Annotated in this window: 23 protein-coding genes and 1 pseudogene; 10 read left to right on the top strand and 14 right to left on the bottom strand. The window is 72.6% G+C overall.

What is annotated here, in order from left to right:
* Positions 1 to 281: 281 nt before the first annotated feature.
* On the bottom strand, positions 282 to 1,316 hold the full coding sequence (locus SL103_RS07490; RefSeq protein WP_069567959.1) for a CU044_5270 family protein: 1,035 nt from the start codon (positions 1,314 to 1,316) through the stop codon (positions 282 to 284).
* Positions 1,309 to 1,848 (bottom strand): RNA polymerase sigma factor, encoded by a 540-nt coding sequence (locus tag SL103_RS07495; RefSeq protein ID WP_069567960.1) that lies wholly within the window; start codon positions 1,846 to 1,848, stop codon positions 1,309 to 1,311. Before SL103_RS07495 ends, SL103_RS07490 begins: the two co-directional genes overlap by 8 nt.
* A gap of 139 nt (positions 1,849 to 1,987) precedes the next feature.
* Between SL103_RS07495 and ctaD the strand changes: the two are divergent.
* A pseudogene (ctaD, locus tag SL103_RS07500) lies at positions 1,988 to 3,622 on the top strand (aa3-type cytochrome oxidase subunit I); the annotation flags it as partial.
* Positions 3,619 to 3,957, top strand: coding sequence for a hypothetical protein (locus tag SL103_RS07505; protein WP_099055392.1), 339 nt, complete (start codon positions 3,619 to 3,621; stop codon positions 3,955 to 3,957). The pseudogene ctaD and the gene SL103_RS07505, both read left to right, overlap by 4 nt.
* A gap of 43 nt (positions 3,958 to 4,000) precedes the next feature.
* Here SL103_RS07505 and SL103_RS07510 read toward each other — a convergent pair whose 3' ends face one another.
* The 4 genes from SL103_RS07510 to SL103_RS07525 all read right to left on the bottom strand — a co-directional run bounded on the left by SL103_RS07510 (position 4,001) and on the right by SL103_RS07525 (position 7,355).
* Positions 4,001 to 4,735 (bottom strand): hypothetical protein, encoded by a 735-nt coding sequence (locus SL103_RS07510; protein WP_244303863.1) that lies wholly within the window; start codon positions 4,733 to 4,735, stop codon positions 4,001 to 4,003.
* Positions 4,736 to 4,783: 48 nt separating this feature from the next.
* Positions 4,784 to 5,152 (bottom strand): DUF6114 domain-containing protein, encoded by a 369-nt coding sequence (locus SL103_RS07515; RefSeq protein WP_069567962.1) that lies wholly within the window; start codon positions 5,150 to 5,152, stop codon positions 4,784 to 4,786.
* Positions 5,143 to 5,763, bottom strand: a complete 621-nt coding sequence (locus SL103_RS07520) for a DUF6230 family protein (protein ID WP_069567963.1) — start codon at positions 5,761 to 5,763, stop codon at positions 5,143 to 5,145. Before SL103_RS07520 ends, SL103_RS07515 begins: the two co-directional genes overlap by 10 nt.
* 359 nt (positions 5,764 to 6,122) lie before the next feature.
* Positions 6,123 to 7,355 (bottom strand): cytochrome P450, encoded by a 1,233-nt coding sequence (locus SL103_RS07525; protein WP_069567964.1) that lies wholly within the window; start codon positions 7,353 to 7,355, stop codon positions 6,123 to 6,125.
* A 247-nt stretch (positions 7,356 to 7,602) separates the two neighbouring features.
* Between SL103_RS07525 and SL103_RS07530 the strand changes: the two genes are divergently transcribed.
* Both SL103_RS07530 and SL103_RS07535 read left to right on the top strand, forming a co-directional pair.
* Positions 7,603 to 8,772 (top strand): steroid 3-ketoacyl-CoA thiolase, encoded by a 1,170-nt coding sequence (locus tag SL103_RS07530; RefSeq protein WP_069567965.1) that lies wholly within the window; start codon positions 7,603 to 7,605, stop codon positions 8,770 to 8,772.
* Between the two features lie 176 nt (positions 8,773 to 8,948).
* Entirely contained in the window at positions 8,949 to 10,259 is a 1,311-nt protein-coding gene (locus tag SL103_RS07535) for an alpha/beta hydrolase family protein (protein WP_069567966.1), read from the top strand.
* Position 10,260: 1 nt separating this feature from the next.
* On the opposite strand, the gene SL103_RS07540 is transcribed toward SL103_RS07535, so the two are convergent.
* The 6 genes from SL103_RS07540 to SL103_RS07565 all read right to left on the bottom strand — a co-directional run bounded on the left by SL103_RS07540 (position 10,261) and on the right by SL103_RS07565 (position 17,537).
* Positions 10,261 to 11,139, bottom strand: coding sequence for an ECF transporter S component (locus SL103_RS07540; RefSeq protein ID WP_069567967.1), 879 nt, complete (start codon positions 11,137 to 11,139; stop codon positions 10,261 to 10,263).
* Complete coding sequence (locus tag SL103_RS07545) at positions 11,136 to 12,779, bottom strand: ABC transporter ATP-binding protein (RefSeq protein ID WP_069567968.1); 1,644 nt, start codon at positions 12,777 to 12,779, stop codon at positions 11,136 to 11,138. The genes SL103_RS07540 and SL103_RS07545 overlap by 4 nt, the downstream gene beginning before the upstream one ends.
* Positions 12,776 to 13,999 (bottom strand): CbiQ family ECF transporter T component, encoded by a 1,224-nt coding sequence (locus SL103_RS07550; RefSeq protein ID WP_079145616.1) that lies wholly within the window; start codon positions 13,997 to 13,999, stop codon positions 12,776 to 12,778. Before SL103_RS07550 ends, SL103_RS07545 begins: the two co-directional genes overlap by 4 nt.
* Positions 13,996 to 14,679: an SCO2322 family protein gene (locus tag SL103_RS07555; RefSeq protein WP_432215342.1), complete on the bottom strand. Its 684-nt coding sequence runs from the start codon at positions 14,677 to 14,679 to the stop codon at positions 13,996 to 13,998. The genes SL103_RS07550 and SL103_RS07555 overlap by 4 nt, the downstream gene beginning before the upstream one ends.
* Positions 14,679 to 16,022, bottom strand: a complete 1,344-nt coding sequence (locus SL103_RS07560; protein WP_079145617.1) for a prenyltransferase/squalene oxidase repeat-containing protein — start codon at positions 16,020 to 16,022, stop codon at positions 14,679 to 14,681. Before SL103_RS07560 ends, SL103_RS07555 begins: the two co-directional genes overlap by 1 nt.
* 459 nt (positions 16,023 to 16,481) lie before the next feature.
* A complete protein-coding gene (locus SL103_RS07565) occupies positions 16,482 to 17,537 on the bottom strand; it encodes an MBL fold metallo-hydrolase (protein ID WP_069567969.1) in 1,056 nt (351 codons plus the stop codon).
* Positions 17,538 to 17,849: 312 nt separating this feature from the next.
* On the opposite strand from SL103_RS07565, the gene SL103_RS07570 reads away from it, so the two are divergent.
* Complete coding sequence (locus SL103_RS07570) at positions 17,850 to 19,301, top strand: aldehyde dehydrogenase (protein ID WP_069567970.1); 1,452 nt, start codon at positions 17,850 to 17,852, stop codon at positions 19,299 to 19,301.
* Positions 19,301 to 19,534 (top strand): ferredoxin, encoded by a 234-nt coding sequence (locus SL103_RS07575; protein ID WP_069567971.1) that lies wholly within the window; start codon positions 19,301 to 19,303, stop codon positions 19,532 to 19,534. Before SL103_RS07570 ends, SL103_RS07575 begins: the two co-directional genes overlap by 1 nt.
* An 81-nt stretch (positions 19,535 to 19,615) precedes the next feature.
* On the opposite strand, the gene SL103_RS07580 is transcribed toward SL103_RS07575, so the two are convergent.
* Entirely contained in the window at positions 19,616 to 20,575 is a 960-nt protein-coding gene (locus SL103_RS07580; RefSeq protein WP_069567972.1) for an oxidoreductase, read from the bottom strand.
* Positions 20,576 to 20,679: 104 nt separating this feature from the next.
* Between SL103_RS07580 and SL103_RS07585 the strand changes: the two genes are divergently transcribed.
* The gene (locus tag SL103_RS07585) at positions 20,680 to 21,264 is read left to right on the top strand and encodes a TetR family transcriptional regulator (protein ID WP_069567973.1); all 585 of its coding nucleotides are present in this window, start codon (positions 20,680 to 20,682) and stop codon (positions 21,262 to 21,264) included.
* A 13-nt stretch (positions 21,265 to 21,277) separates the two neighbouring features.
* On the opposite strand, the gene SL103_RS07590 is transcribed toward SL103_RS07585, so the two are convergent.
* Positions 21,278 to 21,961: a TetR family transcriptional regulator gene (locus SL103_RS07590; protein ID WP_069567974.1), complete on the bottom strand. Its 684-nt coding sequence runs from the start codon at positions 21,959 to 21,961 to the stop codon at positions 21,278 to 21,280.
* A gap of 239 nt (positions 21,962 to 22,200) precedes the next feature.
* Here SL103_RS07590 and SL103_RS07595 point away from each other — a divergent pair, with 239 nt between their 5' ends.
* From SL103_RS07595 to SL103_RS07605, 3 genes are all read left to right on the top strand, one after another.
* Positions 22,201 to 23,556, top strand: a complete 1,356-nt coding sequence (locus tag SL103_RS07595; protein WP_069567975.1) for a glycosyltransferase family 4 protein — start codon at positions 22,201 to 22,203, stop codon at positions 23,554 to 23,556.
* A 63-nt stretch (positions 23,557 to 23,619) separates the two neighbouring features.
* Positions 23,620 to 24,462, top strand: a complete 843-nt coding sequence (locus tag SL103_RS07600) for a class I SAM-dependent methyltransferase (RefSeq protein ID WP_069567976.1) — start codon at positions 23,620 to 23,622, stop codon at positions 24,460 to 24,462.
* A complete protein-coding gene (locus tag SL103_RS07605) occupies positions 24,459 to 25,541 on the top strand; it encodes a prenyltransferase/squalene oxidase repeat-containing protein (RefSeq protein ID WP_069567977.1) in 1,083 nt (360 codons plus the stop codon). The genes SL103_RS07600 and SL103_RS07605 overlap by 4 nt, the downstream gene beginning before the upstream one ends.
* Positions 25,542 to 25,586: the final 45 nt, after the last annotated feature.

Raw genomic sequence — 25,586 nt, forward strand, 5'->3', positions numbered from 1 at the left:
CATTACGGACAGTGTCCGGGTGACCGCACAGTCAGCCGTATACCCGCTCCTTCCAGGGGAAACGCGCTTTCTCGAAGAGATTGGCGAGGCGCGCGGTTGTGATCCATATCGCGGGGATCCGCTGCAACCGTCGGGGGTGTTGTGATGTGTGTCACACGCAAGCGACCCGGGGGCCCTCCATGCGAAACGGCGCGGCGGCACCGTGCTCCGCCGCGCCGTAGTGGATCGTCGCGTCCCTCAAGGATCGGCCATCCCGTGCCCCCTCGCCACTCGGGCGGGCGTCACGGCATCCACGCCTCGTACGACATCACCTCGCCGGCCTTGATCCTGAAGTCCGGCTGGGCCTCGGTGAAGGTGACCTCCAAGCCGAGGAGTTCGCCGGTGCCGGGGTCGAGGATCACCATCTGCCGCGTCCCCTTCGCGGCGCCACCGCTGCCGTGCGGGCCTCCGGACCCGTCGTGGACGTACGCCTGGCCGCGCCGGCCCAGCCGGTCGGTGACCGCGCCCGCCGGCCGCAGCCCGTCCGCCTCGGCCAGCAGCCGCACGATCGCGGCCGTCTCCCGGGGGCCCGGCGTCCACTCCTGACGGAACGCGGAGAGCGCCTCCAGGAGTTGGGGCGTGGTGCGGATGCCGCCCGCCCCGCCGTACAGCTGCGCCAGGTGGTCGCGCAGCGCCGCCGGGTCCGTCGGCGGTGCCGTCCGCGCGGACAGCCCGCTGTGCCGGGCCTCGGAGCCCGCCGGATAGGTCTCGTGGTGCAGGACCTTGCCGTCGCTGACGGTCCGCCAGTGGCCGTCGTCGTCATGGATCACCGGGCGGCCCGGGTGCCGCGGATCGGTGGCCACGACCATCTCGGAGCCGCTGCCGTCGGCGTTCCAACGGGTGATGCGCTCCTCGGGCACGGTCACGGGCGGCGCGGCGTCCGGGCCGGACTCCAGGCTCAGGTACCAGCTCTGCAGGTGGCTGCCCCGGCGCGGCCCGTCCGCGGCACCGGCCGCGCGCGCCCTGGCCGCCGCCCGGCGGGCGAGCACGTCCAGCGACACCGCCGGAGTGCCGGCGCGCGGCGCCAGGGCGACCGGTGCCGCGACGGCCGGGCCGCTGCCGGCGTCGGAGAAGGTGAAGGCGAGCACGGCGACGAGCGCGAGCACCGCGGCCTCGGCGCGCAGCACGAGGCGCCGCCCGGCCCGCCGGGTGCGCCTGCTGTGCAGGAGACGGTTCAGGGCCCGCTCGGCGCGGGCGTCCAGCGGCCGGTCCCGCCAGGGTCCTTCGCCGGCCGGTACGGGATTGGCCGCGCGCAGCAGCTCCAGTTCGTCATGCATGGCGGTCGTCTCCTGCTCGTACGGACACGGTCATCCGCATACGGTCGATCTCCGTGCGAAGGCGGCGGCGCGCCCGGTGCAGCCGCATGGCCGCCGCGCCCGGACCGCACCCGAGGACCTCCGCCAGCTCCTCGACGGTCAGTTCCTCCCAGGTGGCCAGCCGCAGCACCTCCTGGTCGGCGGGGGAGAGGCGGGCCAGCACCTCGTGCACCCACGCGCCGGGCCGGTCCGCGTCCGGGCTCTCGACGGTCTGCCGCTGGTGCGCCGCCTCGTGGTTGCCCAGGCGGCGCAGCAGCCGCCGGTAACGGCCCAGCCCGCGCACCGTGTTGGCCAGGCAGTTGCGGGCCACCCCGTACAGCCAGGGCAGCGGCGCCTCGGGAAGTTCGGCGCGACGTCTCCAGGCTATGGAGAAGACCTCCGCCACCACTTCCTCGACGTCGTGTGCCTGCCCGTCCAGCCGCCGCGCCACGAAGCGGCTGACCGCCCAGTAGTGCGCGCGATAGGCGTCGGCGAAGGCGTCGTCCGTGCTCATGAACCGTTGGTGTCCGGCATGCCCCCGATCTTCACACCCTGCTCGGGTGAGACTTCACACCCGGCCGCGACGGCCCTTCGTGCCCGTGGGCGGTGAGGTGTGCCGCGGCCCCGGACACCTACGGGGCATGAAGCTCCCCGTGAAGTGGCTGACGACCACCGACCACAAGACCATCGGCACGCTCTATCTGGCCACCGCCTTCGCGTTCTTCTGCGTCGGCGGCCTGATGGCGCTGCTGATGCGCGCCGAACTGGCCCGGCCGGGCCACCAGATCATGTCGAACGAGCAGTTCAACCAGGCGTTCACGATGCACGGCACGATCATGCTGCTGATGTTCGCGACGCCGCTGTTCGCCGGTTTCGCGAACTGGATCATGCCGCTGCAGATCGGCGCGCCCGACGTGGCCTTTCCCCGGCTGAACATGTTCGCCTATTGGCTCTACCTCTTCGGCTCGCTGATCGCGGTCGGGGGATTCCTCACGCCTCAAGGCGCGGCGGACTTCGGCTGGTTCGCGTATGCGCCGCTCTCCGACGCGGTGCGTACTCCCGGAATCGGCGCCGACATGTGGATCATGGGTCTGGCCTTCTCGGGCTTCGGCACGATCCTCGGTTCGGTCAACTTCATCACGACGATCATCTGCATGCGGGCCCCCGGCATGACGATGTTCCGGATGCCGATCTTCACCTGGAACGTGCTGCTGACCGGTGTGCTGGTCCTGCTGGCCTTCCCGGTCCTGGCCGCCGCGCTGTTCGCCCTGGAGGCGGACCGTAAATTCGGTGCCCATGTATTCGACGCCGCAAATGGCGGGGCATTTCTCTGGCAGCACCTCTTCTGGTTCTTCGGCCATCCAGAGGTGTACATCATCGCCCTGCCGTTCTTCGGCATCATTTCCGAGGTCATTCCGGTCTTCTCCCGGAAGCCGATGTTCGGTTACATCGGTCTGATCGCGGCGACGATTTCGATCGCCGGTCTTTCGGTCACGGTGTGGGCGCACCACATGTACGTCACGGGCGGCGTGCTGTTGCCGTTCTTCTCGTTCATGACGTTCCTGATCGCGGTGCCGACCGGTGTGAAGTTCTTCAACTGGATCGGCACGATGTGGAAGGGCTCGCTGTCCTTCGAGACGCCGATGCTGTGGGCGGTCGGCTTCCTGATCACCTTCACCTTCGGTGGTCTGACCGGTGTCATCCTGGCCTCGCCGCCGATGGACTTCCACATCTCCGACTCGTACTTCGTGGTGGCGCACTTCCACTACGTGGTCTTCGGCACGGTCGTCTTCGCGATGTTCTCCGGCTTCCACTTCTGGTGGCCGAAGTTCACCGGCAAGATGCTGGACGAGCGCCTCGGCAAGATCACCTTCTGGACCATGTTCATCGGCTTCCACGGCACTTTCCTCGTCCAGCACTGGCTGGGTGCCGAGGGCATGTTGCGCCGCATTCCCGACTATCTCGCCGCCGACGGTTTCACCACCCTGAACACCGTCTCCAGCATCTTCTCGTTCCTCCTCGGCCTGTCCCTCCTGCCGTTCCTCTACAACGTCTGGAAGACGGCGAAGTACGGCAAGAAGGTCGAGGTCGACGACCCGTGGGGCTACGGCCGCTCGCTGGAGTGGGCGACCTCCTGCCCGCCGCCGCGGCACAATTTCCGCACCCTGCCCCGGATCCGTTCCGAATCCCCGGCATTCGACCTGCACCACCCGGAGATCGCGCAGGAGATCGCGGCCCTGCCGGACGCCGGGGACTCCCGCACCCAGGAAATCGGGGCCCGCGCATGAATCAGATGGACCAGGCCGTCAACGAGATTGAGGGATATCTCCTCTGGGAGGCGGAGAAGGCGCGGGCGCGGTCCCGTGCCGATGCCTTCTGCGCCGGATTGCCCTGGCTGACCGACACCCAGCGGCAGGAGGTCGAGTCGCGCTACTGCGAGGACCAACGGGACCTCTCGCGGGCCTATCTGGAACGTATTGCGGTCCGCAGCGCCGGTCTGCGGACCGAATACGAGAGCGTCTACCTCGCCCTGCGGCGACGGCTGGTCACCGCGTTCCTCAGCGGCACACTGGCCGTGGCGGTACTGGTGGCCGTGGCGGCCGCCGGCCTGACCGCGCGCTGACGCGACCCCGGAGCAGCCCGTCAGCGGCCCGGCGGCCGCCCCGTCACCCGGTGACGGTGATCTGGGACGCCGGGTCGGTGGTGTCGCTGACCCGGTACGTGGCGTTGAAGGTCGAGGTGGTCGCACTCGTCGGGCAGCCGAAACCGCCCACCACCTTGACCGGCACCACGGCGTTGGTGAAGGCCAGGGTGGAGGGCGCGCCGTTGGTCCAGCTGCCGTTCACGGTGGCCGCCGAGGTGGGCGCCGCCGTCACCGTGCAGGACGCCAGCCCGCTGGTCTTGAGGACGAACCCGCCGGAGGGGATCGTCAGCCCGGCGGTGACCGGTGTGCCGTTCTGCATGGACACGCCCCAGGTACCGGACGTGCTGACGGTCGCGCTGACGCCGGGCATGCTCGTCGTGCACGAACCGTAGGTCGCCGGGGTGGTGGAACTGCTCACCGGGCCGGACGCGTTCTGGTTACCGGGCGCGGCCGGCACCTGACCGCTGGACGTCGAGGTGCTACAGGTGACGGTCACCGAACCGGCCTTGAAGGTGGCCTTGCCGCTGAGCGTGGCGGTGAACGCGTGACCCGCGGGGCTCACGGTCGTCGAGGCCGCGGCGCCCGGCGCCCCGGCAGGCTGCGCCGCCGCGGCGGAGCCGGTCACCCCGGCAGCGAGTCCGAGCACGGCGACGGCTCCGGTGCCGGCGGCGCGTAAGACGCGTCTGCGGTGCGCGCCGCGCCGGTCGCCTGCGGGATGCACGAGGGATGTGGGGGGTGTGGGGTCCACGTGAGTCATCTTGGGCTTCCTTCCAGAGGGGGGTGCGGGCAACGGACTACGTGCCGCTCACTTGCTGAGTGCCGGCTGGTCGCCGACGGCCACCGGCTGCCAGGCGAAGATCATGGAACCGCCGAGAATCCCGAGAACGGTGCCGATCAGAAAGCCGCCGAGGTTGGACATCACCAGGGCCGCCGCCGCGCACAGCACGGTCAGGACGCCCGCGAGGCCCCGGTAGTGGGGTGCGAACCACGCGGAGAGCCCCATCACGATCATCACCAGCCCCATCAGCACCGACGGGATACCGGCGATGCCCTGTTGCAGCATGATCTTCAGCGGGGCCAGCGGGAGGGCGCAGATCTCGGCGCCGGCGAGGACGGCCGCCAGGCCACCCCAGAAGGGGCGGCCCCTCCGCCAGCGCCGCCAGGTCAGAAGCATTCCTTCGCACCCTTGGAGATCTTCATGCTCAGCCCGGAGAGCTTGAACGTCCCGGCGTTGGTGGCCCAGGCGGTCTGGTGCAGATTGCTGATCCGGACGTCGTCGGCCTGTTGGGCGAAGAGGTCCTGCATTCCCTGGGCGCTGGCCGGGCCCTTGTCCAGGGTGGAGGCGTCCCGGCCGATCTCGATGTTGTTGAAGGACGCGTTGCCGGAGAGCTGGGTGGCGTCCACGAAGAGATCACGGGCCTCGACGGGCTTGCTGCCCGTCCCCGCATGCAGATTGAGCGAGATGTCACCGATGACCGGCAGGTGTGTGACCACCGACTGACAGAGGTTGTTCAGCTGTGCCGTCTTGATGGCGGTGACCGCCACCGGCAGGAGGTCGCCCCTGGCGTTGGTGTCGACACTGCCGTACTGGGCGAATCCGTCGCCGGTGAGGCTGTCGGCGGAGACCTTGAACTGCTGCCCCGATACGGCGAATGACGCCGCGAGGGCGCCGTTGGCGAGGGCGATGCCCAGCGCCGCGGTGCCGGCGAGGGCCGGGACGGACAGTACGGCGAACTTCCGCCAGCTGATGCGTCCCGTGACAGGTCTGCCGTGTGCGTCCTTCATGGTGTTTCCCCTTCGAGGAGCGTGGAGCGCGCTGTCGAAACAAGGTGGGGGGAAGGTGCGTGAGCGTGGTGCCGCGGACAGGCGGGGGCAGTGGGCCGAGCGGGGTGCGCGGGGGGAGCGGCACCGGCCGACGCCGGGCCGGGCGGTGCGTGCTGCGGCGCGCTGCCGAGGGGAGCTGACTGCCGGGTGTTACTGGCGAGTTGAGTTGAATGTAAGTGCGCCAACGACGACTGGCAAGGTTGAGCGACAAACCGTTTTCGGACATACCGCGGTGCCCGGTGGTCGTTGCCGACCACCGGGCACCGCGCGTGCACCGGCCTCCTCACGCTGCCGTCGGGCCCGTGTCCCGGCCACCGCCCTCAGCCGTAGTGGACCCGGAGTTCCTTCACCCCGTTGAGCCACGCCGAGCGCAGTCGCCGCGGAGCGCCGGCCAGGGAGATGTCGGGCATGGCGTCGGCGAGGGCGTTGAAGATCAGGTTGATTTCCAGGACCGCCAGGGATTTGCCGAGGCAGAAGTGGGGGCCGCCGCCCCCGAAACCCAGATGCGGGTTGGGATCGCGGGTGATGTCGAAGCGTTCGGGACGGTCGAAGACCTCGGGGTCGTGGTTGGCCGACGAGTAGAAGATCCCGACCCGCTGGCCCTTCTTGATCTTCGCGCCGCCCAGTTCGGTGTCCTGGGTGGCGGTCCGCTGGAAGGAGACCACCGGCGTGGCCCAGCGGACGATCTCCTCGGCCGCCGTGGCAGGCCGCTCGCGCTTGTAGAGCTCCCACTGCTCGGGGTGGGTGAGGAAGGCGTGCATGCCGTGGGTGATGGCGTTGCGGGTCGTCTCGTTTCCGGCCACCGCCAACAGCAGTACGAAGAAGCCGAATTCGTCGGAGCCGAGGTTTCCCTCGTGCTCGGCCGCGACCAGCTGGCTGACGATGTCCTTGGCCGGGCACTCCTTGCGCGCCGCGGCCAGGTTCATCGCGTACGAGATCAGCTCCATCGCCGCGTTCGCGCCGACCTCTTCGGTGATGGCCAGTTCGGGATCGTCGTACGCGACCATCTTGTTCGACCAGTCGAAGATGCGGGCCCGGTCGTCCTGCGGGATGCCGATGAGCTCGGCGATGGCCTGGAGGGGGAGTTCGCAGGCCACGTCGGTGACGAAGTCCCCGGTGCCGCTCTCCCGCGCCGCCGCGACGATACGCGCCGCCCGCTCGCGCAGGGCCTCCTCCAGGGCGCGGATGGAGCGCGGGGTGAAGCCCCGCTGCACGATCTGGCGGACCCTGGTGTGTTCCGGCGGGTCCATGTTCAGCATGATCAGCTTCTGTACGTCGATCTGGTCCCGGGTCATGGACGCGTTGAAGCGGATGATCGAGGTGTTCAGGTGCGCGGAGAAGACCTCCGGCCTGGTGGACACCTCCTTGACGTCCTGGTGGCGCGTGACGACCCAGTAGCCGTCGTCGTCGAAGCCGGCAATGCCGTGCGGCTGGGCGTTCCACCACACGGGCGCGGTCTGCCGCAGCTGCGCGAACTCGGGGAGCGGGACGCGGGACTGGTAGACGTCGGGATCGGTGAAGTCGAACCCCTCGGGCAGCGCTGGGCATGGCATCGGCGACTCCTGGTCCGTGGTTCGTCCGAGACTTCTGACGGGGCATCAGATGGGGTCGCGGTGAAGGTAGTAACGCGTTCTGCAAGTGGCAAGGGTCGTGGCGATTCCCGTTGCGGACAAGGGGCTTGCATCCCCCTTGCGCACCGGGGGGCGGCTCATAAGACTGTTCGCGGAACTAGAACGCGTACTAGTTCTTGTTCCGCGGGTGCCGGGACGCCCGCGGACGCGAGGAGAGGACGAGTCAGTCATGGCCGCGGAACCCGTCATCGTCGAAGCCGTACGCACTCCCATCGGCAAGCGCCAGGGCGCGCTCGCCAACCTCCACCCCGCCTACCTCCTGGGCGAGACCTACCGCGAACTCCTCGCCCGCACGGGCATCCAGCCCGACTGCATCGAACAGATCGTCAGCGGCACCGTCACCCACGCCGGCGAACAGTCCATGAACCCGGCGCGCAACGCGTGGCTGGCGATGGGGCTCCCGTACGAGACCGCGGCGACCACCGTGGACTGCCAGTGCGGCTCCTCCCAGCAGGCCAACCACATGGTCGCCAACATGATCGCGGGCGGCGTCATCGACATCGGTATCGGCAGCGGCGTCGAGGCGATGTCCCGGGTGCCGCTCGGCAGCGGCTCCAAGCACGGCCCCGGCAAGCCCTGGCCCGACGAGTGGAACGTCGATCTGCCCAACCAGTTCGAGGCGGCCGAACGCATCGCCCGCCACCGGGGGCTGACCCGCGAGAACGTCGACTCGCTCGGCCTCATCTCCCAGGAGCGGGCCGCGGCCGCCTGGGCCGAGGAGCGCTTCAAACGGGAGACGTTCGCCGTCCAGGTCCCCACCACCGAGGAGGAGCAGGCCGCGGGCCAGGGCATGTGGCGGCTGGTCGACCGCGACGAGGGGCTGCGCGACACCAGCATGGAGGCGCTGGGCGGCCTGAAGCCCGTGATGCCGACCGCCGTGCACACGGCGGGCAACTCCTCGCAGATCTCCGACGGCGCCGCCGCGGTGATGTGGTCCTCCAAGCGCATGGCGCGCGCCCTCAAACTCAAGCCGCGGGCCCGCATCGTGGCGCAGGCGCTGGTCGGCTCCGATCCGCACTTCCACCTGGACGGGCCGATCGACGCCACCCGCGCCGTGCTCGGCAAGGCCGGGATGTCCCTCAAGGACATCGACCTGGTCGAGATCAACGAGGCGTTCGCCTCCGTCGTGCTCTCCTGGGCGAAGGTCTTCGACCAGGACCTGGAGAAGGTGAACGTGAACGGCGGCGCCATCGCCCTCGGGCACCCGGTCGGCGCCACCGGCGCCCGCCTGATCACCACGGCACTGCACGAACTGGAACGCCGGGACAAGGAATTCGCCCTGATCACCATGTGCGCGGGCGGTGCGCTGGCAACCGCGACGATCATCCAGCGGCTCTGACGGACGGGACGGACGGACGGGAAGGACGCCCGGCACGGGGCGCGCGGCTGGGGGCGTGCGGCGAGGGGCGTGCGGAGGTCCGCCTCCGCGCGCTCCCCGCCGACCGGGTGCCACCGCGGTTGAGTTGTACGGAAAATGCCCCCTGTGCGCCGCGGAGCCTCCGTACCGTCGAAGCCATGGAGAACACCACCCAGCAGCATTTACCGCGGTCCCGTCGCAGCCTCTCGCGCGGTGTGGCCACCGGCGCCGCCCTCCTGCTCACGGCGCTGACGACGGCGCCGGCCACGGCGGCCGCGCAGCCCGCTCCGGCCCGGCCGGCGGGGACGACGCCGTCCGCCACGGCACAGGGCACCACGGCCCGCACCGCCGCCCGGCGCGGCAGCCTGCTCTCGGTCACGCCCCTCGGCCGGCAGCACCGATCCGAGATCGTGGACCGGGCGCGGCAGACCGGCCTGGACGCCCGCACCGCCCGCCACGACGTCGCCGGCTACCGCCTGACCTACCGCACGATCACCCCCGACGGCCCTCCCACCACCGCCTCCGGCCTGCTCGCCCTTCCGCTCGGCACCGGCCGGCACCGGCTCCCCGCCGTCGTGCACGCCCACGGCACCCTCGCCTACCGCGGCTACGCGCCCTCCGTCGCCGACGGCCTCGACCGGACCGTCTCGATGCTGTACGCCTCGGCCGGCCGCGCCGCCGTCGCCCCCGACTACCTCGGCCTCGGCACGGGCCCCGGCCGCCACCCGTACATGGACGCCCGGTCCGCCGGCTCGGCCTCGCTCGACATGCTCCGGGCGGCCCGCACCGCCACCTCCCGGCTCGGCGCCACCCTGGACCGCACGGTGTCCGTCACCGGCTTCTCGCAGGGCGGCCAGGTCGCCATGGAGCTGGCGCGCGAGCTGGGCCGGGGCGCCGATCCCCGGTTCCGCCCCGGCGTCGTCGCGCCGGTCGGCGGCCCGTTCGACCTCGACGGCAGCGAACTGCCCGGGATGTTCGACGGCCGGATCAGCCCCCGCTCAGCCGTCTTCTACGTCTCCTTCTTCCTGACCGCCCAGAACCGTCTGCACCCGCTCTACCGCAGCCCTCGCGAGGTGTTCCGCGCCCCCTACGCCGACCGTGTCGAGGCCCTCTTCGACGGCGAGCACCGGGCGGAGGACATCGCCGGCAAGCTGCCCGGCCGACTGGAGGACCTGCTCACCGACGCCTGGTACCAGAAGCTCCGGCACCCGTCCGGAGCCCTGCTGACCGCCGTGCGGGCCAACGACCGCACCTGCGAATGGACACCGGCCCGCGACGTCCGGATCACCCTCTACACCGCCGGCGGCGACCACGACGTCGCCATGGCCAACAGCGTCGCCTGCGCCGCGGAGTTGCGGTCCCACGGCGCCCGGCCCACGGTGGTCGACCAGGGAGCCGACGCCGACCACTTCACCTCTTTCCTGCGCTCCCAGCCGTCCCTGGCCCGCGACCTGCCGCGGGCCCGCTGAGTCACTCGGAGCGGCCCTCCCCGGCCGGCGTCGTGACGGCGGCGTCCGGCGCGGGGGAGGCGAAGGAAACCGGCACCTCGAAGGCGGCGCGGCGGGTGGCGCGCCGCAGGGCCGCCAGGACGGTACTGCCCAGCGTGCAGGTGAGGACCACGGTCACCAGCGCGCGGGGCAGGTCCCAGCCGAGGGAGGTAGCGAGGCAGTAGGCGACGTAGCGGGCGAGGTTCCGGCCGACGGGGTCGCCGGGCACGAAGGAGACCCCCGAGGCCATACCGGCGATGTACGGCCAGCCCTGGAGGTTCATGACCAGGCCGTAGAGGACGGCGGAGACGGCGCCGTAGCCGGCGAGCAGGACCACCTCGCGGCGCCCCCGCAGCCGGTCGGGGCCGGGCAGCAGCCCGGCCCCCATCGACACCCACCCCATGGTCAGCATCTGGAACGGCATCCAGGGGCCGACGCCGCCGGTCAGCAGCGCCGACGCGAACATCGCCACCGAACCCAGCACGAAGCCGAAACCGGGCCCGAGCACCCGCCCCGACAACACCATCAGGAAGAACATCGGCTCGATGCCGGCCGTCCCCGCGCCCAGCGGGCGCAGCGCGGCCCCGGCAGCGGCCAGGACGCCGAGCATCGCGAGGGCCTTGGCGTCCAGGCCGGTGTCGGCGATGGTCGCCACCACGACGGCGAGCAGCATCGGCAGCAGCGCCGCGAACAGCCAGGGGGCGTCCTTGGAATGGGCGAGCCCGGACGCCGAGTCGGCGAGCAGTGGCCAGCCGAACGCCATCACGCCGATGGCCGAGACCAGGACCAGCGCGGCCACCGAACGCGGCCCGAGCCGCACGGCACGGACCGTACGGCCGGGGCGCGGGGGGCGCGGGGTCACGCGGTCGCCTCCAGCGCGCGGGCCACCTGCGGCACGGTCAGCCAGGGCAGCGGGGCGAGCACCTTGGCGACCTGCGGCGCGAAGGAGGGCGAGGACACCACGACGGTGTCGGTGGGGCCGTCGGCGACGACCTCACCGTCGGCGAGGATCACGACGCGGTGCGCCAGTTCGGCGGCGAGTTCCACGTCGTGGGTGGCCAGGACGATGGCGTGCCCCTCGGCGGCCAGCGCCCGCAGCACCTCGACCAGGCGGGCCTTGGCGGCGTAGTCCAGGCCGCGGGTGGGCTCGTCGAGCAGCAGCAGCCCGGGACGCGCGGTGAGCACGAGCGCGAGGGCGAGCGCGAGACGTTGGCCCTCGGAGAGATCACGGGGGTGGACGGAGTCCGGTACGTCGGGCAGCAGCCGGGACACCAGGGCCCGGCAGCTGCCTGCCGCGGCGCCCGCGTCCCGGTCCGCCGCGGCGCACTCGGCGGCGACGGTGTCCGCGTAGAGGAGGTCGCGGGGTTCCTGGGGCACCAGGCCGACGTGCCGCAGCAGGTCGCGCGGTGCGGTGCGGTGCGGCACGGCACCGGCGACCCGGACCGTCCCGGACGACGGCTGGTGGACCCCCACCAGGGTGTTGAGCAGCGTGGACTTGCCCGCGCCGTTGCGCCCCATCAGCGCGACGGTCTCACCGGCCCGGACGGTCAGGTCCACGCGGTACAGCGCGTCGGTCCGCCCGCGGCGCACACCGAGCCCGCGGACCTCGGCGGCGGGACCGTCGCGGTCGGCCCCCGGCCCGGGTTCCGGGGCCGGCTGCGGCCGGTCGGCCGTCGGCGGGGTGCTCTCCCCGAGGCGTTCCCGCAGGGGAGCGGCCCTGCGGCGGGCGTCGCGGACGGTGAGGGGCAGTGGGGACCACTGCGCGAGCCGGCCGAGTGCCACCACCGGGGGGTGGACGGGGGAGACCGCCATGATCTCGGAGGGGCTGCCCATGACCGGCGGCGCCCCCGGTGCGGGCAGCAGGATGACGCGGTCGGCGTACTGGATGACGCGTTCCAGGCGGTGTTCGGCCAGCAGGACCGTGGTGCCGAGGTCGTGGACCAGCCGCTGGAGCACGGAGAGCACCTCTTCGGCGGCGGCCGGGTCGAGGGCCGACGTGGGCTCGTCGAGCACCAGCACCTTGGGGTGCGTGGTGAGGACCGAGCCGATCGCGACCCGCTGCATCTGACCGCCGGAGAGCGTGCTGAGGGCGCGGTCCCGCAGGCCGGCCAGGCCCAGCAGGTCGAGGGTCTCCTCGACGCGGCGGCGCATCACGTCGGGGGCGAGGCCGAGCGATTCCATGCCGTAGGCGAGTTCGTCCTCGACGGTGTCGGTGACGAAGTGGGCCACCGGGTCCTGGCCCACGGTGCCGACGACATCGGCGAGTTCGCGCGGCCGGTGGGTGCGGGTGTCGCGGCCGTCGACGGTGACGCGGCCGTGCAGGGTGCCGCCGGTGAAGTGCGGGACGAGCCCGCAGACGGCGTTCAGTACGGTGGACTTGCCCACGCCGGACGGGCCGACCAGGAGGCACAGTTCGCCTTCGGGGACGGTCAGGTCGACGCCCCGGACGGCGGGCGCCGCGGCGTCGCCGTAGCTGACCGAGACCTGCTCGAACCGGATCACGGGGTCGGCTCCTTCGTGTGCTGAGGGGGGTGCGGGCCGCCGCCCGGGAGGTCGCGTCCGCCGCGTACGCGGTCGTCACGGCCGTGGCGTACGGCGCGGGTTCCGGAGGCCGCGCGTTCGGCCCGCTGCGGGCGTTCCGGGGCGCGCGGCACCGGCGCGACGAGCGCGGGCACCAGCCCGAGCAGGACGGACAGGGCCGGCCAGAGCGGCAGCACCGGCGTGGTGAGCGGGACGGCCGGAGGGTGCAGGGCGGCCGGGGCGTAGCCGTTGGCCCAGATCATCAGGACCGCCACGGCGACACCGGAGCCGGCGACCAGCCAGGCCCGCGGGCCCCAGCGTTCGGGGCGGTAGCGGGTGCGCAGCGAGCGGCGGCCGCCGAGCCGGAGCCCGGCCAGCGCCGCGGCCAGACCGGCCAGCAGCAGCGGCAGACCGAAGCCGCTCCCGGTGTCGCCGAGGAGGCCGTACGTGCCCGCGCAGATGCCGAGCAGCCCGCCCAGCGTGAGGACGGACGTGGTGTGCCGTACGGCGCGCGGCACCTGGGCGCTGCGGCCGTAGCCGCGGGCGTCCATGGCCGCGGCCAGTGCCACCGAGCGTTCCAGGGCGCCCTCCAGCACCGGCAGGCCGACCTGGAGGAGCGCCGTGACACCGCGGTCGGGGCGGCCGCGCAGCCGGCGGGCGGCGCGCAGCCGCTGCACGTCGGCGATCAGGTTCGGCGCGAAGGTCATGGCGACGACGACCGCCACCCCCGCCTCGTAGAGCGCGCCGGGCAGGGATTTCAGCAGACGGGAGGGGTTGGCGAGGGCGTTGGCGGCGCCGACGCAGATGAGCAGGGCGGCCAGCTTCAGCCCGTCGTAGAGCGCGAAGACCATGCCCTCGGCGGTGACCCGGCCGCCGATCCGGACGCCCTTCGCCCAGTCAGGCAGCGGCACTTCGGGAAGCGTGAGCAACGTGTGGGTGCCGGGAACGGGGGAGCCGAGGAGGAACGCGAAGACCAGCCGGATGGCGACCACGACCAGGCCGACCTTGACGAACGCCCCGTACGAGCGGGCCCACGGCGCGTCCGTACGGCGGGCCGCGACGACATAGCCGGCCACCCCCACCAGCAGCCCCAGCAGCAGCGGGTTGGTGGTGCGGGAGGCCGCGGTGGCCAGGCCGAGCGCCCACAGCCACCAGGCGCCGGCGTGCAGCGCGGTGGAACGGGTCGCCTGCGGGGCGCTCATCCGCGCCGGCGGCGTGCCTGCCAGACGGCCGCCCCACCCAGTACGACGACCGCCGCGACACCGCCGAGCAGCCCCGCGGACGGCCCGCCGTCGCCGTCCCGCTCCGAGCCGTCCGCATCCTTCGGCGCGCCCGGCTCCTTCGCCCCGTCCGCGCCGCCGACCTGGTCCGCGCAACCCGCCGCCGGATAGCCGGCGATGGCGCACAGCAGCGCGTTGGAGTCGTAGCGCAGCGGCCGGGCGACCGCGGCCAGCGCCTCGCCCGCCGAGGCGTCCTCGGACACCTGGGCGCACGCGGTCCGCGCCTTCGGCGGCCGCGCGCCGCCGGGCGCGTCCGCCGCGGTGCCGAAGTCGATGACGACGCCGATCCGCTTGCGGCCCTTCTCGGCCGGTGTGGCACGGCAGATGGCGTCGAAGTCGGCGGCGGCGCGCGGCCTGCCGGCCGCGGCGGAGTCCGCGCTGACGGTGAACCGGAAGCCCTCGACCGCGCCGTCGGCCGGCCGTACGGTGGCGGGCCCCTGGGTGGCGTACGTCCAGGAGCCGCGGTCCGAACCGTCCCAGAAGGCCCAGTAGCGGTACTCCTGCGCCCGGGCCGGACCGGCCGCCGCCAGCACGGTGACCGCGCCGGTCAGCAGCAGTGCGCCGGTGGTCCTGGTACGCCGCATCAGCCGCAACAGCCGCATCAGAGGTCGTTCTTCTTCCTGCGGCCGCTCAGCAGGAAGCCGATGCCGGCGCCGACGGCGAGCCCGACGCCGATGACCCACCAGACGTTGACGCCGCCGTCGGAGTCCCCGGCGGTGTCGGCGGCCCGGGCGTCCTTGCCGGGGGTGGTGCCGGCCGGCTCGGGACCGGTCGCGTTGAGCGCGGTCACCAGGTCGGTGCCGCCGAAGGACCGCGGGTCGGTGCCGGTGGCGTGCGCGGCGAGCACCAACTGGGCGTAGGCGGCCGGGCCGTTCTGCCGGGCCCAGGCCGACGCGTTCTTCTCCAGCCACTTCAGCGGCTGCCGCGCGGCGGAGCGGTGGCCGCCGGCCGCCAGCGCGACCACGGCATCGGCGGTGTTGCCGACGTCGGGCTGCTTCTCCTGGCCCGGCATCGCGGAGGGCAGGTGGTGCCCGTTCTTGTCGAGCTGCGCGACGAGGTACCCGGCGCCGCCCTCGGCCGCCCCCGCCCGACCGCCGTCCGACGTGCCGTCGGCCTTGCCGTCGGCCTTGCCGTCCTTGCAGCTCAGCGGCTTGACCGGGGTGTCGGCGGCACCGCCCGCCGGGGCGACGACGAAGCCCTTGCCCAGCGCTCCGGTCGCGGCGGCCGCGGTGGCGTCCGCGTTCGCCGCCGCGCCCTTGAGCTGGAAGGTGAAGGCGCCGCGCTCGCCCTCCTTGACGTCACAGCCCAGCCGGAAGGTGAGCAGCCCGTCGTACGGGGTCTTGCCGCCCTTCTTGGACGTGACCGACTCCGGCTTCGTGCCGGCCGCCGCGAGGGCGCCGATGACCACCGAGGTGGAGTTGGCGTCGCTGGGCGAGCCGGCCATCGAGCTCCAGCCGCCGTCGTCGTTCTGTACCGACTTCAGCCAGTTCACGGCCTTCCGCGCGGTCTCGTCGTGGCCGCCGAGCGCGGTCAGCGCCTGCACCGCGGCGGCCGTCTGGTTGGTGTCCCGCATCGTCCTGGCGTCACAGGGCTTGCCGGGCTCGGCCCGGAAGGCGGTGAACGCGCCGTCCGCGCACTGCTGCCCGACCAGCCACCGCACGGCCGACGCCGCGGGCCGCACGCCCACCGTGTGCTGCGCCAGCAGCGCGAGCGACTGCCGCCAGACACCGTCGTACTGCGGGTCCTTGGTGCCGTACAGCCCCTCGGGCAGCTTCTTGGCGGAGCCGGCGGGCGCGGAATCGGCACCGTCCGCCGCGTACGCGGCCGGAGCGGCGGCCCCGCCCAGCACCGCCGCGGCCGCCAGCGCCATGGCGGCGCGGCGCGCCAGGAAGGCGACGGGGTGCGTCGAAGGGGCCTGCTGAGCCATGGGAGCCATGGGGGCCATCGGGTGGGTGCCTCTCGGGTCGGGTCGCGGCGGTGGTGCGCAGCCGCGCTCGGCCGACCGCCGCACGCCGATCCTGCGATCGGGCGCCACGGTGGCACCGGGCTCGGCTCCGCATGCCTCGACGGTGCCGCGCTCCGGTCCGTCCGTACAGACGGCGGTTCCGGTGGCGCGAGTCTTGGTCGTGCCCCGTCGGGTGCTCCGGCTCGTACGGCCGGGGCGCGCGGTGCGCGGGCGGCCGCCCTCACGGATGGGGGTGCCCCGGGTTCGAGCGAAGCCGAGAGCTTGGGGGTCAGCGCCGGATTTCCACCGGCTTCCCCCGATCAGGTACGGATGAAGTTGTCCCGCACACCTTAACCGGCGCCCTCCGGCCACTCGTCCGCGCGTACGAATCGGGCGGGTGGAGGGGAGGAGGGACGGGCGGACCGGCGGGCGGCCGCGCCCGCCGGCCGCACCCGCGTCTCACACCGCCCGGTACGTCGCCGGGTCGGAGCCCGGTACCCGCTCCGCGTGCCCCAGCTTCACCAGGCGCCGCAGATGTGCCTCGGCCTCCGACACGGCGATGTTCCGGGAGCCGTAGGGAATCCGGTCCCACGGGCGGTTCCACTCCATGGCCACGGCGAGCTGCCAGAGCGTGCGGGGTTCGCGGAGCAGTGCTCTCAATTTGGAGAGCCGCTCTTCATGGTGAGCGATGAGCTCGCCGACGCGCCCCTCGGCGTCGGTGAAGGCGTGCTGATGGGCCGGCAGCACCTCGGCGGGGGCGAGGCGGCCGACGCGTTCCAGGGAGTCGAGGTAGTCGCCCAACGGGTCGGTGGACTCCCTGTCGTCCGGGTCCTCGTACAGGCCGATGTGCGGGGTGATGCCGGGGAGCAGGTGATCACCGGAGAAGAGCCGGCCCCGGCCACCGGCCGCCCCCGCCGTCTCCGGCGCCGGGTGCCGCTCCTCCAGATGCAGGCACACATGCCCCGGCGTGTGCCCCGGCGTCCAGAGGGCGCGCAGCCGGCGCCCCGGCAGGTCGAGCAGCTCGCCGGGCTCGATCCCGCGGTCCGGCAGCGCGGCCCGCCGCCCGGGCAGCCGCCGGCCGCGTCCCGCGGTACGCGCCTCGCGCAGCGGCGTCAGATGGTCCTCCGGTGCGCCCGCCGCCGTCAGCTTGGCGAGCAGGTAGTCGAGCCACCGGCCCGGTTCCGCCTCACGGGTGCGGCGGACCACCGCCGTGTCCGCGGCGTGCATCGCGATCCACGCGCCGGACGCCTCCCGCACCTTGGCGGAGAGGCCGTGGTGGTCGGGGTGGTGGTGGGTGATCAGGACACCGTGGAGGTCGGCGACGGCGTAGCCGCAGGCGGTGACCCCGGCGACCAGGGTGTCCCAGGAGTCCGGGTCGTCCCAGCCGGTGTCGATCAGCACCGGCCCGCGGTCGGTCTCCAGGAGGTGGACCAGGGTGTGGCCCAGCGGGTTGTCCGGGATGGGGACGGCGATGCTCCAGACGCCGCCTCGGTGGTCGGTCACCTGCGTGGTCATCCCGGTCCCCTCTCGGCGCGGACACACCCACTGCGGAAACACCCTGCGGACGCCTCCCGCCCTGCCTCCGGGAACCCGCCCCACACCGCCTCACTATAACTAGAACGAGTTACAGGGTGGCGGGAAACACCGCGCACCGTTCGGGGTGCGGGAGCCCGCCCCGAAGGGCCTCATCTCGCGCCCTGCGCCCACCCGTTGACGGCAGGCGGGTATTCGGTCCGCACCGTGGACTCCTCCCAGTGGAACTGGTATCAGTTCGGGGCAGTGAAATGTTTCTGATGCAACGTCAGAAAGCGTCGGGAGGCGGCAGCGATGAGCGACCTCGTCGAGCACGGCAAGCTCTACATAGGCGGTGAGCTGGTCGATCCGGCCGGCCGGGACACCATCGAGGTCGTCTCGCCGCACACCGAACAGGTCATCGGCCGCGTCCCGCACGCCTCGCGGGCCGACGTCGACCGCGCGGTGGCCGCGGCCCGCGCGTCCTTCGCGTCCGGGGTGTGGGCGAACGCCCCGTTGGCGGAGCGGATCGCGGTGGTGACCCGCATCAAGGACGCCCTCGCGGCGCGCAGCGAGGAGATCGCCAGGGTCATCAGCTCCGAGAACGGCACCCCGTACACCTCGGGCGTCATGGTGCAGTCGCTGGCCTCGGTGCTGGCCTGGGACGCGGCGCTGACGGTGGCGCGTGACTTCCCCTTCGAGGAGCGGCGGGCCGGGGTGCTGGGTCCGCTCCTCGTGCGGCGGGAACCGGTCGGCGTGGTCGCGGCCGTGGTGCCGTGGAACGTCCCGCAGTTCACCGCCGCCGCCAAGCTCGCGCCGGCCCTGCTGGCCGGCTGCTCGGTGGTGCTGAAGGTGTCGCCGGAGACCCCGCTCGACGCCTACCTCCTGGCGGAGATCGTGACGGAGGCCGGGCTGCCGCGGGGCGTGCTGTCGATCCTGCCGGCGGACCGCGAGGTGAGCGAGTACCTGGTCGGGCACCCGGGCGTGGACAAGGTCTCGTTCACCGGCTCGGTGGCGGCGGGCAAGCGGGTCATGGAGGTCGCGGCCCGCCACCTCACCCGGGTCACGCTGGAACTCGGCGGCAAGTCCGCCGCGGTGATCCTGCCGGACGCGGACCTCGACGCGGCGGTGGCCGGCATCGTGCCGTTCGCCTGGATGATCAACGGTCAGGCGTGCGTGGCGCAGACCCGGATCCTCGTACCGCGCGGACGCTACGACGAGATCGCCGAACGGTTCACCGCGGCGGCCGCCGCACTCACCGTCGGCGACCCGCTGGATCCGGCCACCGAGGTCGGGCCGCTCGTCGCCCGCCGCCAGCAGCAGCGTTCGCTCGACTACATCGCCCTCGGCCAGAAGGAAGGCGCCAAGATCCTCACCGGCGGCGGCCGGCCGAAGGACCGGGCCACGGGCTGGTACGTCGAACCGACCCTCTTCGGCGAGGTGGCCAACTCCATGCGGATCGCCCGCGAGGAGATCTTCGGCCCCGTCATCTGCCTGCTGCCGTACGAGGACGAGGCGGAGGCGGTGGAGATCGCCAACGACTCCGACTACGGGCTCTCCGGTTCGGTCTGGACGGCCGACGTCGACCACGGCATCGACGTCGCACGGCAGGTGCGCACCGGTACGTACTCGGTCAACACCTTCAGCCTCGACATGCTCGGCCCGTTCGGCGGCTACAAGAACTCCGGCATCGGGCGGGAGTTCGGCCCGGAGGGCTTCGGCGAGTACCTGGAGCACAAGATGATCCATCTGCCGGCGGGGGCGTGATGGCCGACCGCTGGCGGGTGGAGGTGGACCGGAGCGTCTGCATCGGGTCGGGGATGTGCGTCGGAGCGGCGCCGGACGGCTTCCGGCTGGACACCGCCCGGCAGTCGCACCCGGTGGCCCCGGAGGCGGAGGCCACCGAGAGCGTCCTGGCGGCGGCCGAGGGATGCCCGGTGGAGGCGATCATCCTCACCGCGGCCGACAGCGGCGAGGCGGTGTTCCCGCCGGAGGATTGAACACGGTGCGGGCCCGGTACGCACCGGGCCCCACCGTGCGCCGCCGCACCGCACGCGACGGCGGCACGCCGCTCGGGCCGGCTACGGGCGAGGGGCCGACGAGGACCCCTCAGGGGCGGGCAACCCGAACCACACGTCGGTCAGTCGTTCCGACAACTCCCACAGGCGGCGGCCGGTTTCGGCGTCGGCCGCCGCGGGGGACAGCCGCACCCGCGTCGGTGCGCCGCGCAACTCGGCCGTGCCGTCCGGCCCGATGAACTGGCCGCCCGCCGCGTGCGGGTCGGTCGCCGCGTACAACTGCGGCAACGCCCCCTGGGCCGGGGACTGGGCGAACAGCGGATTGCCGATGCGGCCGAACACCACGCGCCACAGGCCGACCGCACTCATCTGGAGGTTGGTGGCGGTGTAGCCGGGATGGGCGAGCACGCTGCGCACCGGGCTGCCGGCCTCGGTCAGCCGCCGGTGGAGTTCCCACCCGAAGACGGCATTGGCGAACTTCGACTGGTTGTAGAAGCCCATGGGCGAGTAGCTGCGCTCGCCGGCGAGGTCGTCGAAGTGGATGCGCCCCTTCCGGTGATTGACCGAACTCACCGTGACCACGCGGGGGTCGCGCCCGGCGGCCAGCAGGTCGAGCAGCAACCCGGTGAGCGCGAAGTGGCCGAGGTGGTTGGCGGCGAACTGCACCTCGTGGCCCTGCGCACTCAGGCGCCGGGGCGGCGCCATCACGCCGGCGTTGTTGATGAGCGCGTCCAGCCCCGGCCGGTCGGTGTGCAACTCGTCGGCGAATGCCTGGACCGAGTCGAGGTCGGCCAGATCGAGGTGGCGCACCTCAAGGCTGGCGTCCGGCTGCTCCGCGGTGATCTCCGCGACCGCCCGGTGCCCCTTGCCCTCGTCGCGCACGGCGAGGATCACGTGCCCGCCCCGGCGGGCGAGTGCCCGGGTGGTCGCCAGGCCGAGACCGCTGTTGGCCCCCGTGACGACGAACACCCGCCCGGTCTGGTCCGGGATCTGCTCGACGGTCCAGCGCTGCTCCTGTGTCATGTGGCACAGATTGCCGTTGATGGCACTTGGTGTCAATGTGCGGCTGAGTGTCATTCGTGGCAGCGCGCTACTGTTGCCCGGTGAGTTCCCGTCCTGAGATCACGATGGCCCAGCGCAAACGTCAGCTCGTCTCGAACGAGCTGACCGAAGCGGCGTGGCAGCTGCTGGTGCTGAAGGGGTTCGACGCGGTCACCGTCGACGAGATCGTGGCGGCCGCCGGCGTGTCCAAGCGGACCTTCTTCCGGTACTTCGCGTCCAAGGAGGACGTGGTCGTCCAGTTCCTGGCCGACCTGGGCACCGGCATGCACGCGGAGCTGGCGGCCCGCCCCGCCGAGGAACCCCCCTCCGTGGCGCTGCGGCACGCCGTCTCGGTCCCCCTCGCCGCCTGCGCCGGCCACTCCGAACGGGCGCTGCGCGTGGTCCAGTTGATCCTCCGCACCCCCGCCGTGCACGCGCGGTTCCTGGAACGCCAGGCGCAGTGGCACGACGACCTGACGGCGGAACTGGCACGCCGCCTGAAGCTCGCGCCCGAGACCGATCTCTACCCGCGGCTGGCCGCCGGGATGGCGCTCACCGCCTTCGACGCCGTACTGCAACGGTGGAGTGCCAGTGACGGCGCGGAGGACCCCACCGCGCTGATCGACCGGGCATTCGCCGTCATCGCCCCGGCGTTGGACGCCGTCGAGTAGGCGCGCCTCAGCCCTACCGGCCGTCCTGCCGCGACCGTTCCGGTGCCGTGAGGTCGATCAGGCGGCAGACCGTCTCGATGTCGATCTTCACCTGGGCGATCGAGGCGCGGCCCGAGAGCCAGGTGATCAGGGCCGAGTGCCAGGTGTGCTCGATGACGCGGACCGCGGAGAGCTGTTCGGGGGTGGGCGGGGCCGCAGGGCGCGCCGGTTCCGCTGCGGGGTGACGGGGGGCCGGCGGGGCCATCGCGTCCAGGATGATCGCCGTCGTCAGCCGCGAGACGGTGTCCACCTCCGGGCTCACCGACCGGTCGGCGAAGGTCAGGGCGCGCACCATGGCGTCCGCGAGGTGCGGTTCGCGCTGCAGTGCGCGGAACGCCCGCATCAGGGTCTGCGCGACCCGCGCGCCCGGGTCCTGCTCCGACGGCGGACGCTTGCGCAGCGTCTCGTGCATGTGCTGGAGCTGGTCCTGCATGGTGGCGACCAGTAGGTGCACCTTGGACGGGAAGTAGCGGTAGAGGGTGCCGAGTGCGACGCCCGAGGACTCGGCGACCTCGCGCATCTGCACGGCGTCGAAACCGCCACGGGACGCCAGCTTGGCGCTGGTGTGCAGGATGCGCCGCCGCCGGGCCTCCTGACGCTCGGTCAGGGGAGGACTCGCGGGAAGCGCCGGCTTGGCCGCCTTGGATTCCGTAGTCATATTTCCCATTCCGTGGCATTCCGTCCGCGATGCGGGGAGTGCCGGTGGTGTGATCGGCACAGCATGGCAGGGGGGCGGGTGGTGGCGCGAATCACCTGGTGCGGCTCTTTTCGCATCTGTCCTGGCCGGTAGATTCGAGGCTCTGTGAACTGATCAGTAGCCAATCAGTTCTGAAACTTGTTCTAGATTACCGCCAGCGGTTACGCTCCGGCGAAAGTCCAGTGAGAAGGGGGCCGAGCGTGACCGCAGAGGCCGTCCACGCAGCCGCGCCGCGCCCCGCAGAGGCCGCCTCCGCCTCCCTCCCGACGAACGGTGAGCGACCCCTGCGCATCGCGATGCTCACGTACAAGGGGAACCCGTTCTGCGGCGGACAGGGCGTCTACGTGCGCCACCTCTCGCGTGAACTGGCCCGCCTCGGCCACACCGTCGAGGTCATCGGCGCGCAGCCCTATCCCGTCCTCGACGAGGGAGTGACCCTCACCGAGCTGCCGAGCTTGGACCTCTACCGCCAGCCGGACCCGTTCCGCACGCCGGGCCGCGGCGAGTACCGCGACTGGATCGACGCCGTCGAGGTCGGCACGATGTGGACCGGCGGCTTCCCCGAGCCGCTGACCTTCTCGCTGCGCGCCCGGCGCCATCTCGCCGCCCGCCGCGGCCAGTTCGACGTCGTCCACGACAACCAGACCCTCGGCTACGGCCTGCTCGGCGGCCCCGGCGCGCTCGGCGCACCGCTGGTCACCACGATCCACCACCCCATCACCGTCGACCGGCGGCTCGACCTGGCCGCCGCGCACGACTGGAAGCGCCGCCTCTCGGTGCGCCGCTGGTACGGCTTCACCCGGATGCAGAAGCGGGTCGCCCGCCGGCTGCCGTCCGTGCTGACCGTCTCCGGTTCCTCCCGCCAGGAGATCATCGACGACCTCGCCGTTCCCTCCGGACGGATCCACGTCGTCCACATCGGCGCCGACACCGACCTCTTCTCGCCGGACGCCTCGGTGCCCGAGGTACCCGGCCGGATCGTCACCACCTCCAGCGCGGACGTGCCCCTCAAGGGCCTGATCCACCTCGTCGAGGCGCTCGCCAAGGTGCGCACCGAGAACCCCGACGCCCATCTGGTGGTCGTCGGCAAGCGCGCCGACGACGGGCCGGTCGCCGCCGCCATCGAACGGCTCGGGCTGGCCGGCGCCATCGAGTTCGTCAAGGGCATCAGCGACCGCGAACTCGTCGACCTGGTCCGCGGCGCCCAGGTCGCCTGCGTGCCCTCCCTCTACGAGGGCTTCTCTCTGCCCGCTGCCGAAGCGATGGCCACCGGCACCCCGCTGCTGGCCACCACCGGCGGTGCCATCCCCGAGGTCGCCGGCACCGACGGCGAGACCTGTCTCGCCGTTCCGCCGGGCGACGCCGGCGCGTTGGCCGCCGGACTGCTCCGCCTCCTCGGCGACGAGGCCCTGCGCCGCCGGCTCGGCGCCGCCGGCCGGGAGCGGGTACTGGCCCGCTTCACCTGGCGGCAGGCCGCCCTCGGTACCGCCGAGCGCTACCGCGAGGCGATCGCCCTCCAGGGCGGCCGCACCGCCGCCCGCACCCTGCGCACCTAGCCCGCGCCCCCTGCACCCCCGCAGCCACCACCGCAACCCACCGCCGGACGAAAGCAGAACGCCGTGCTGACCGTCGACTTTTCCCGTTTCCCGCTCGCCCCGGGCGACCGCGTGCTCGACCTGGGCTGCGGCGCCGGCCGGCACGCCTTCGAGTGTTACCGGCGCGGCGCGCAGGTCGTCGCCCTCGACCAGAACGGAGACGAGATCCGCGAGGTCGCCAAGTGGTTCGCCGCGATGGAGGAGGCCGGTGAGGCCCCGGCGGGCGCCTCCGCCACCGCCATGGAAGGCGATGCGCTCAACCTGCCCTTCCCCGACGACAGCTTCGACGTCGTGATCATCTCCGAGGTGATGGAGCACATCCCGGACGACAAGGGCGTGCTCGCCGAGATGGTGCGGGTGCTGCGCCCCGGCGGCCGGATCGCCGTCACCGTGCCCCGCTACGGCCCCGAGAAGATCTGCTGGACGCTCAGCGACGCCTACCACGAGGTCGAGGGGGGCCACATCCGCATCTACCGCGGCGACGAACTCCTCGGCAAGATGCGGGAGGCCGGCCTGGAGCCGTACGGCACGCACCACGCCCACGGGCTGCACAGCCCGTACTGGTGGCTCAAGTGCGCCTTCGGGGTGGACAACGACAAGGCGCTGCCGGTGCAGGCGTACCACAAGCTGCTGGTCTGGGACATCATGAAGAAGCCGCTGGCCACCCGGCTCGCCGAGCGGGCACTGAACCCCGTCATCGGCAAGAGCTTCGTCGTCTACGCCACCAAGCCGCACCTGCCCGAAACGCAGGCCGCCGACGCGACGGGCGTGCCCGCCGAGACCGCCGAACCGGCCGCGAAGCCCGCCCCCCGGGCCCGGAAGGCCGCCAAGTCCTCCGCCAAGTCCTCCGCCGGGGCCGCCAAGTGACGAGTCCCGGACGTACCGAACGGCTCGTGCTGCCGGGGGTGCTCACCGCCGAACAGGCGGCCCGTACGGTCGCCGGCATCCTGGCGACCCAGCGCGAGGACGGCGCGATCCCCTGGTTCCGCGGCCACCACCTCGACCCGTGGGACCACACCGAGGCCGCCATGGCCCTGGACGCGGCCGGCGAACACGAGCGCGCCGAGGCCGCGTACGACTGGCTGGTACGCCACCAGAACCCGGACGGGTCCTGGTACGCGGCCTACGCCGACGGCGACGCCGAGGCACCCACCGACCGCGGGCGGGAGACCAACTTCTGCGCCTACATCGCGGTCGGCGTCTGGCACCACTACCTGTCCACCGGCGACGAGACCTTCCTCGACCGCATGTGGCCCGCGGTGTACGCGGCGATCGAGTACGTCCTGGAGCTCCAGCAGCCCGGCGGCGAGATCGGCTGGAAGCGCGAGGACGACGGGACGCCCGTCAACGACGCGCTGCTGACCGGTTCCTCCTCCATCTACCAGGCGCTGCGCTGCGCGCTCGCGCTCGCCGAACAGCGCGAGGAGCCGCAGCCGGACTGGGAGCTGGCGGTCGGCCGCCTCGGCCATGCGATACGCAGCCACCCCGAGCGGTTCCTGGACAAGTCCCGCTACTCCATGGACTGGTACTACCCGATCCTGGGCGGCGCCGTGCGCGGCGCGGCGGCGCGGGAGCGCATCGACGCCGCATGGGAGCAGTTCGTGGTGCCCGGCCTGGGCGTGCGCTGCGTGCTGCCCAACCCCTGGGTCACCGGCGGCGAGAGCGCGGAGCTGGCGCTCGCCCTGTGGGCGACGGGGGAGTCCGAGCGGGCCGTGCAGATCCTCAAGTGGATGCAGCACCTCCGCGCCGAGGACGGCATGTACTGGACCGGCTACGTCTTCGACGACGAGGCGATCTGGCCCCGCGAGCTGACCTCCTGGACCGCCGGCTCGCTGCTGCTCGCGGTCGCGGCCGTCGGCGGTGACGAGGCCACCACCACGGTCTTCGGCGGGGAGCGGCTGCCGGCGGGCCTGGACCCGGACTGCTGCCGGCCGACCGGCCCGTAGGAGGTGTCTCCCCGGCGGGGCACCCGGAAATTGCGGCGTCGGGCG

It is taken from the genome of Streptomyces lydicus, assembly GCF_001729485.1.
Lineage (GTDB): Bacteria > Actinomycetota > Actinomycetes > Streptomycetales > Streptomycetaceae > Streptomyces > Streptomyces lydicus_D.

What these genes read in the sequence shown, in the direction of transcription:
- SL103_RS07490 (WP_069567959.1), bottom strand. Translation starts at nt 1,316, where the DNA reads ATGCATGACGAACTGGAGCTGCTGCGCGCGGCCAATCCCGTACCGGCC.
- SL103_RS07495 (WP_069567960.1), bottom strand. Translation starts at nt 1,848, where the DNA reads ATGAGCACGGACGACGCCTTCGCCGACGCCTATCGCGCGCACTACTGG.
- SL103_RS07505 (WP_099055392.1), top strand. Translation starts at nt 3,619, where the DNA reads ATGAATCAGATGGACCAGGCCGTCAACGAGATTGAGGGATATCTCCTC.
- SL103_RS07510 (WP_244303863.1), bottom strand. Translation starts at nt 4,735, where the DNA reads ATGACTCACGTGGACCCCACACCCCCCACATCCCTCGTGCATCCCGCA.
- SL103_RS07515 (WP_069567962.1), bottom strand. Translation starts at nt 5,152, where the DNA reads ATGCTTCTGACCTGGCGGCGCTGGCGGAGGGGCCGCCCCTTCTGGGGT.
- SL103_RS07520 (WP_069567963.1), bottom strand. Translation starts at nt 5,763, where the DNA reads ATGAAGGACGCACACGGCAGACCTGTCACGGGACGCATCAGCTGGCGG.
- SL103_RS07525 (WP_069567964.1), bottom strand. Translation starts at nt 7,355, where the DNA reads ATGCCATGCCCAGCGCTGCCCGAGGGGTTCGACTTCACCGATCCCGAC.
- SL103_RS07530 (WP_069567965.1), top strand. Translation starts at nt 7,603, where the DNA reads ATGGCCGCGGAACCCGTCATCGTCGAAGCCGTACGCACTCCCATCGGC.
- SL103_RS07535 (WP_069567966.1), top strand. Translation starts at nt 8,949, where the DNA reads ATGGAGAACACCACCCAGCAGCATTTACCGCGGTCCCGTCGCAGCCTC.
- SL103_RS07550 (WP_079145616.1), bottom strand. Translation starts at nt 13,999, where the DNA reads ATGAGCGCCCCGCAGGCGACCCGTTCCACCGCGCTGCACGCCGGCGCC.
- SL103_RS07555 (WP_432215342.1), bottom strand. Translation starts at nt 14,679, where the DNA reads ATGCGGCTGTTGCGGCTGATGCGGCGTACCAGGACCACCGGCGCACTG.
- SL103_RS07560 (WP_079145617.1), bottom strand. Translation starts at nt 16,022, where the DNA reads ATGGCCCCCATGGCTCCCATGGCTCAGCAGGCCCCTTCGACGCACCCC.
- SL103_RS07565 (WP_069567969.1), bottom strand. Translation starts at nt 17,537, where the DNA reads ATGACCACGCAGGTGACCGACCACCGAGGCGGCGTCTGGAGCATCGCC.
- SL103_RS07570 (WP_069567970.1), top strand. Translation starts at nt 17,850, where the DNA reads ATGAGCGACCTCGTCGAGCACGGCAAGCTCTACATAGGCGGTGAGCTG.
- SL103_RS07575 (WP_069567971.1), top strand. Translation starts at nt 19,301, where the DNA reads ATGGCCGACCGCTGGCGGGTGGAGGTGGACCGGAGCGTCTGCATCGGG.
- SL103_RS07580 (WP_069567972.1), bottom strand. Translation starts at nt 20,575, where the DNA reads ATGACACAGGAGCAGCGCTGGACCGTCGAGCAGATCCCGGACCAGACC.
- SL103_RS07585 (WP_069567973.1), top strand. Translation starts at nt 20,680, where the DNA reads ATGGCCCAGCGCAAACGTCAGCTCGTCTCGAACGAGCTGACCGAAGCG.
- SL103_RS07590 (WP_069567974.1), bottom strand. Translation starts at nt 21,961, where the DNA reads ATGACTACGGAATCCAAGGCGGCCAAGCCGGCGCTTCCCGCGAGTCCT.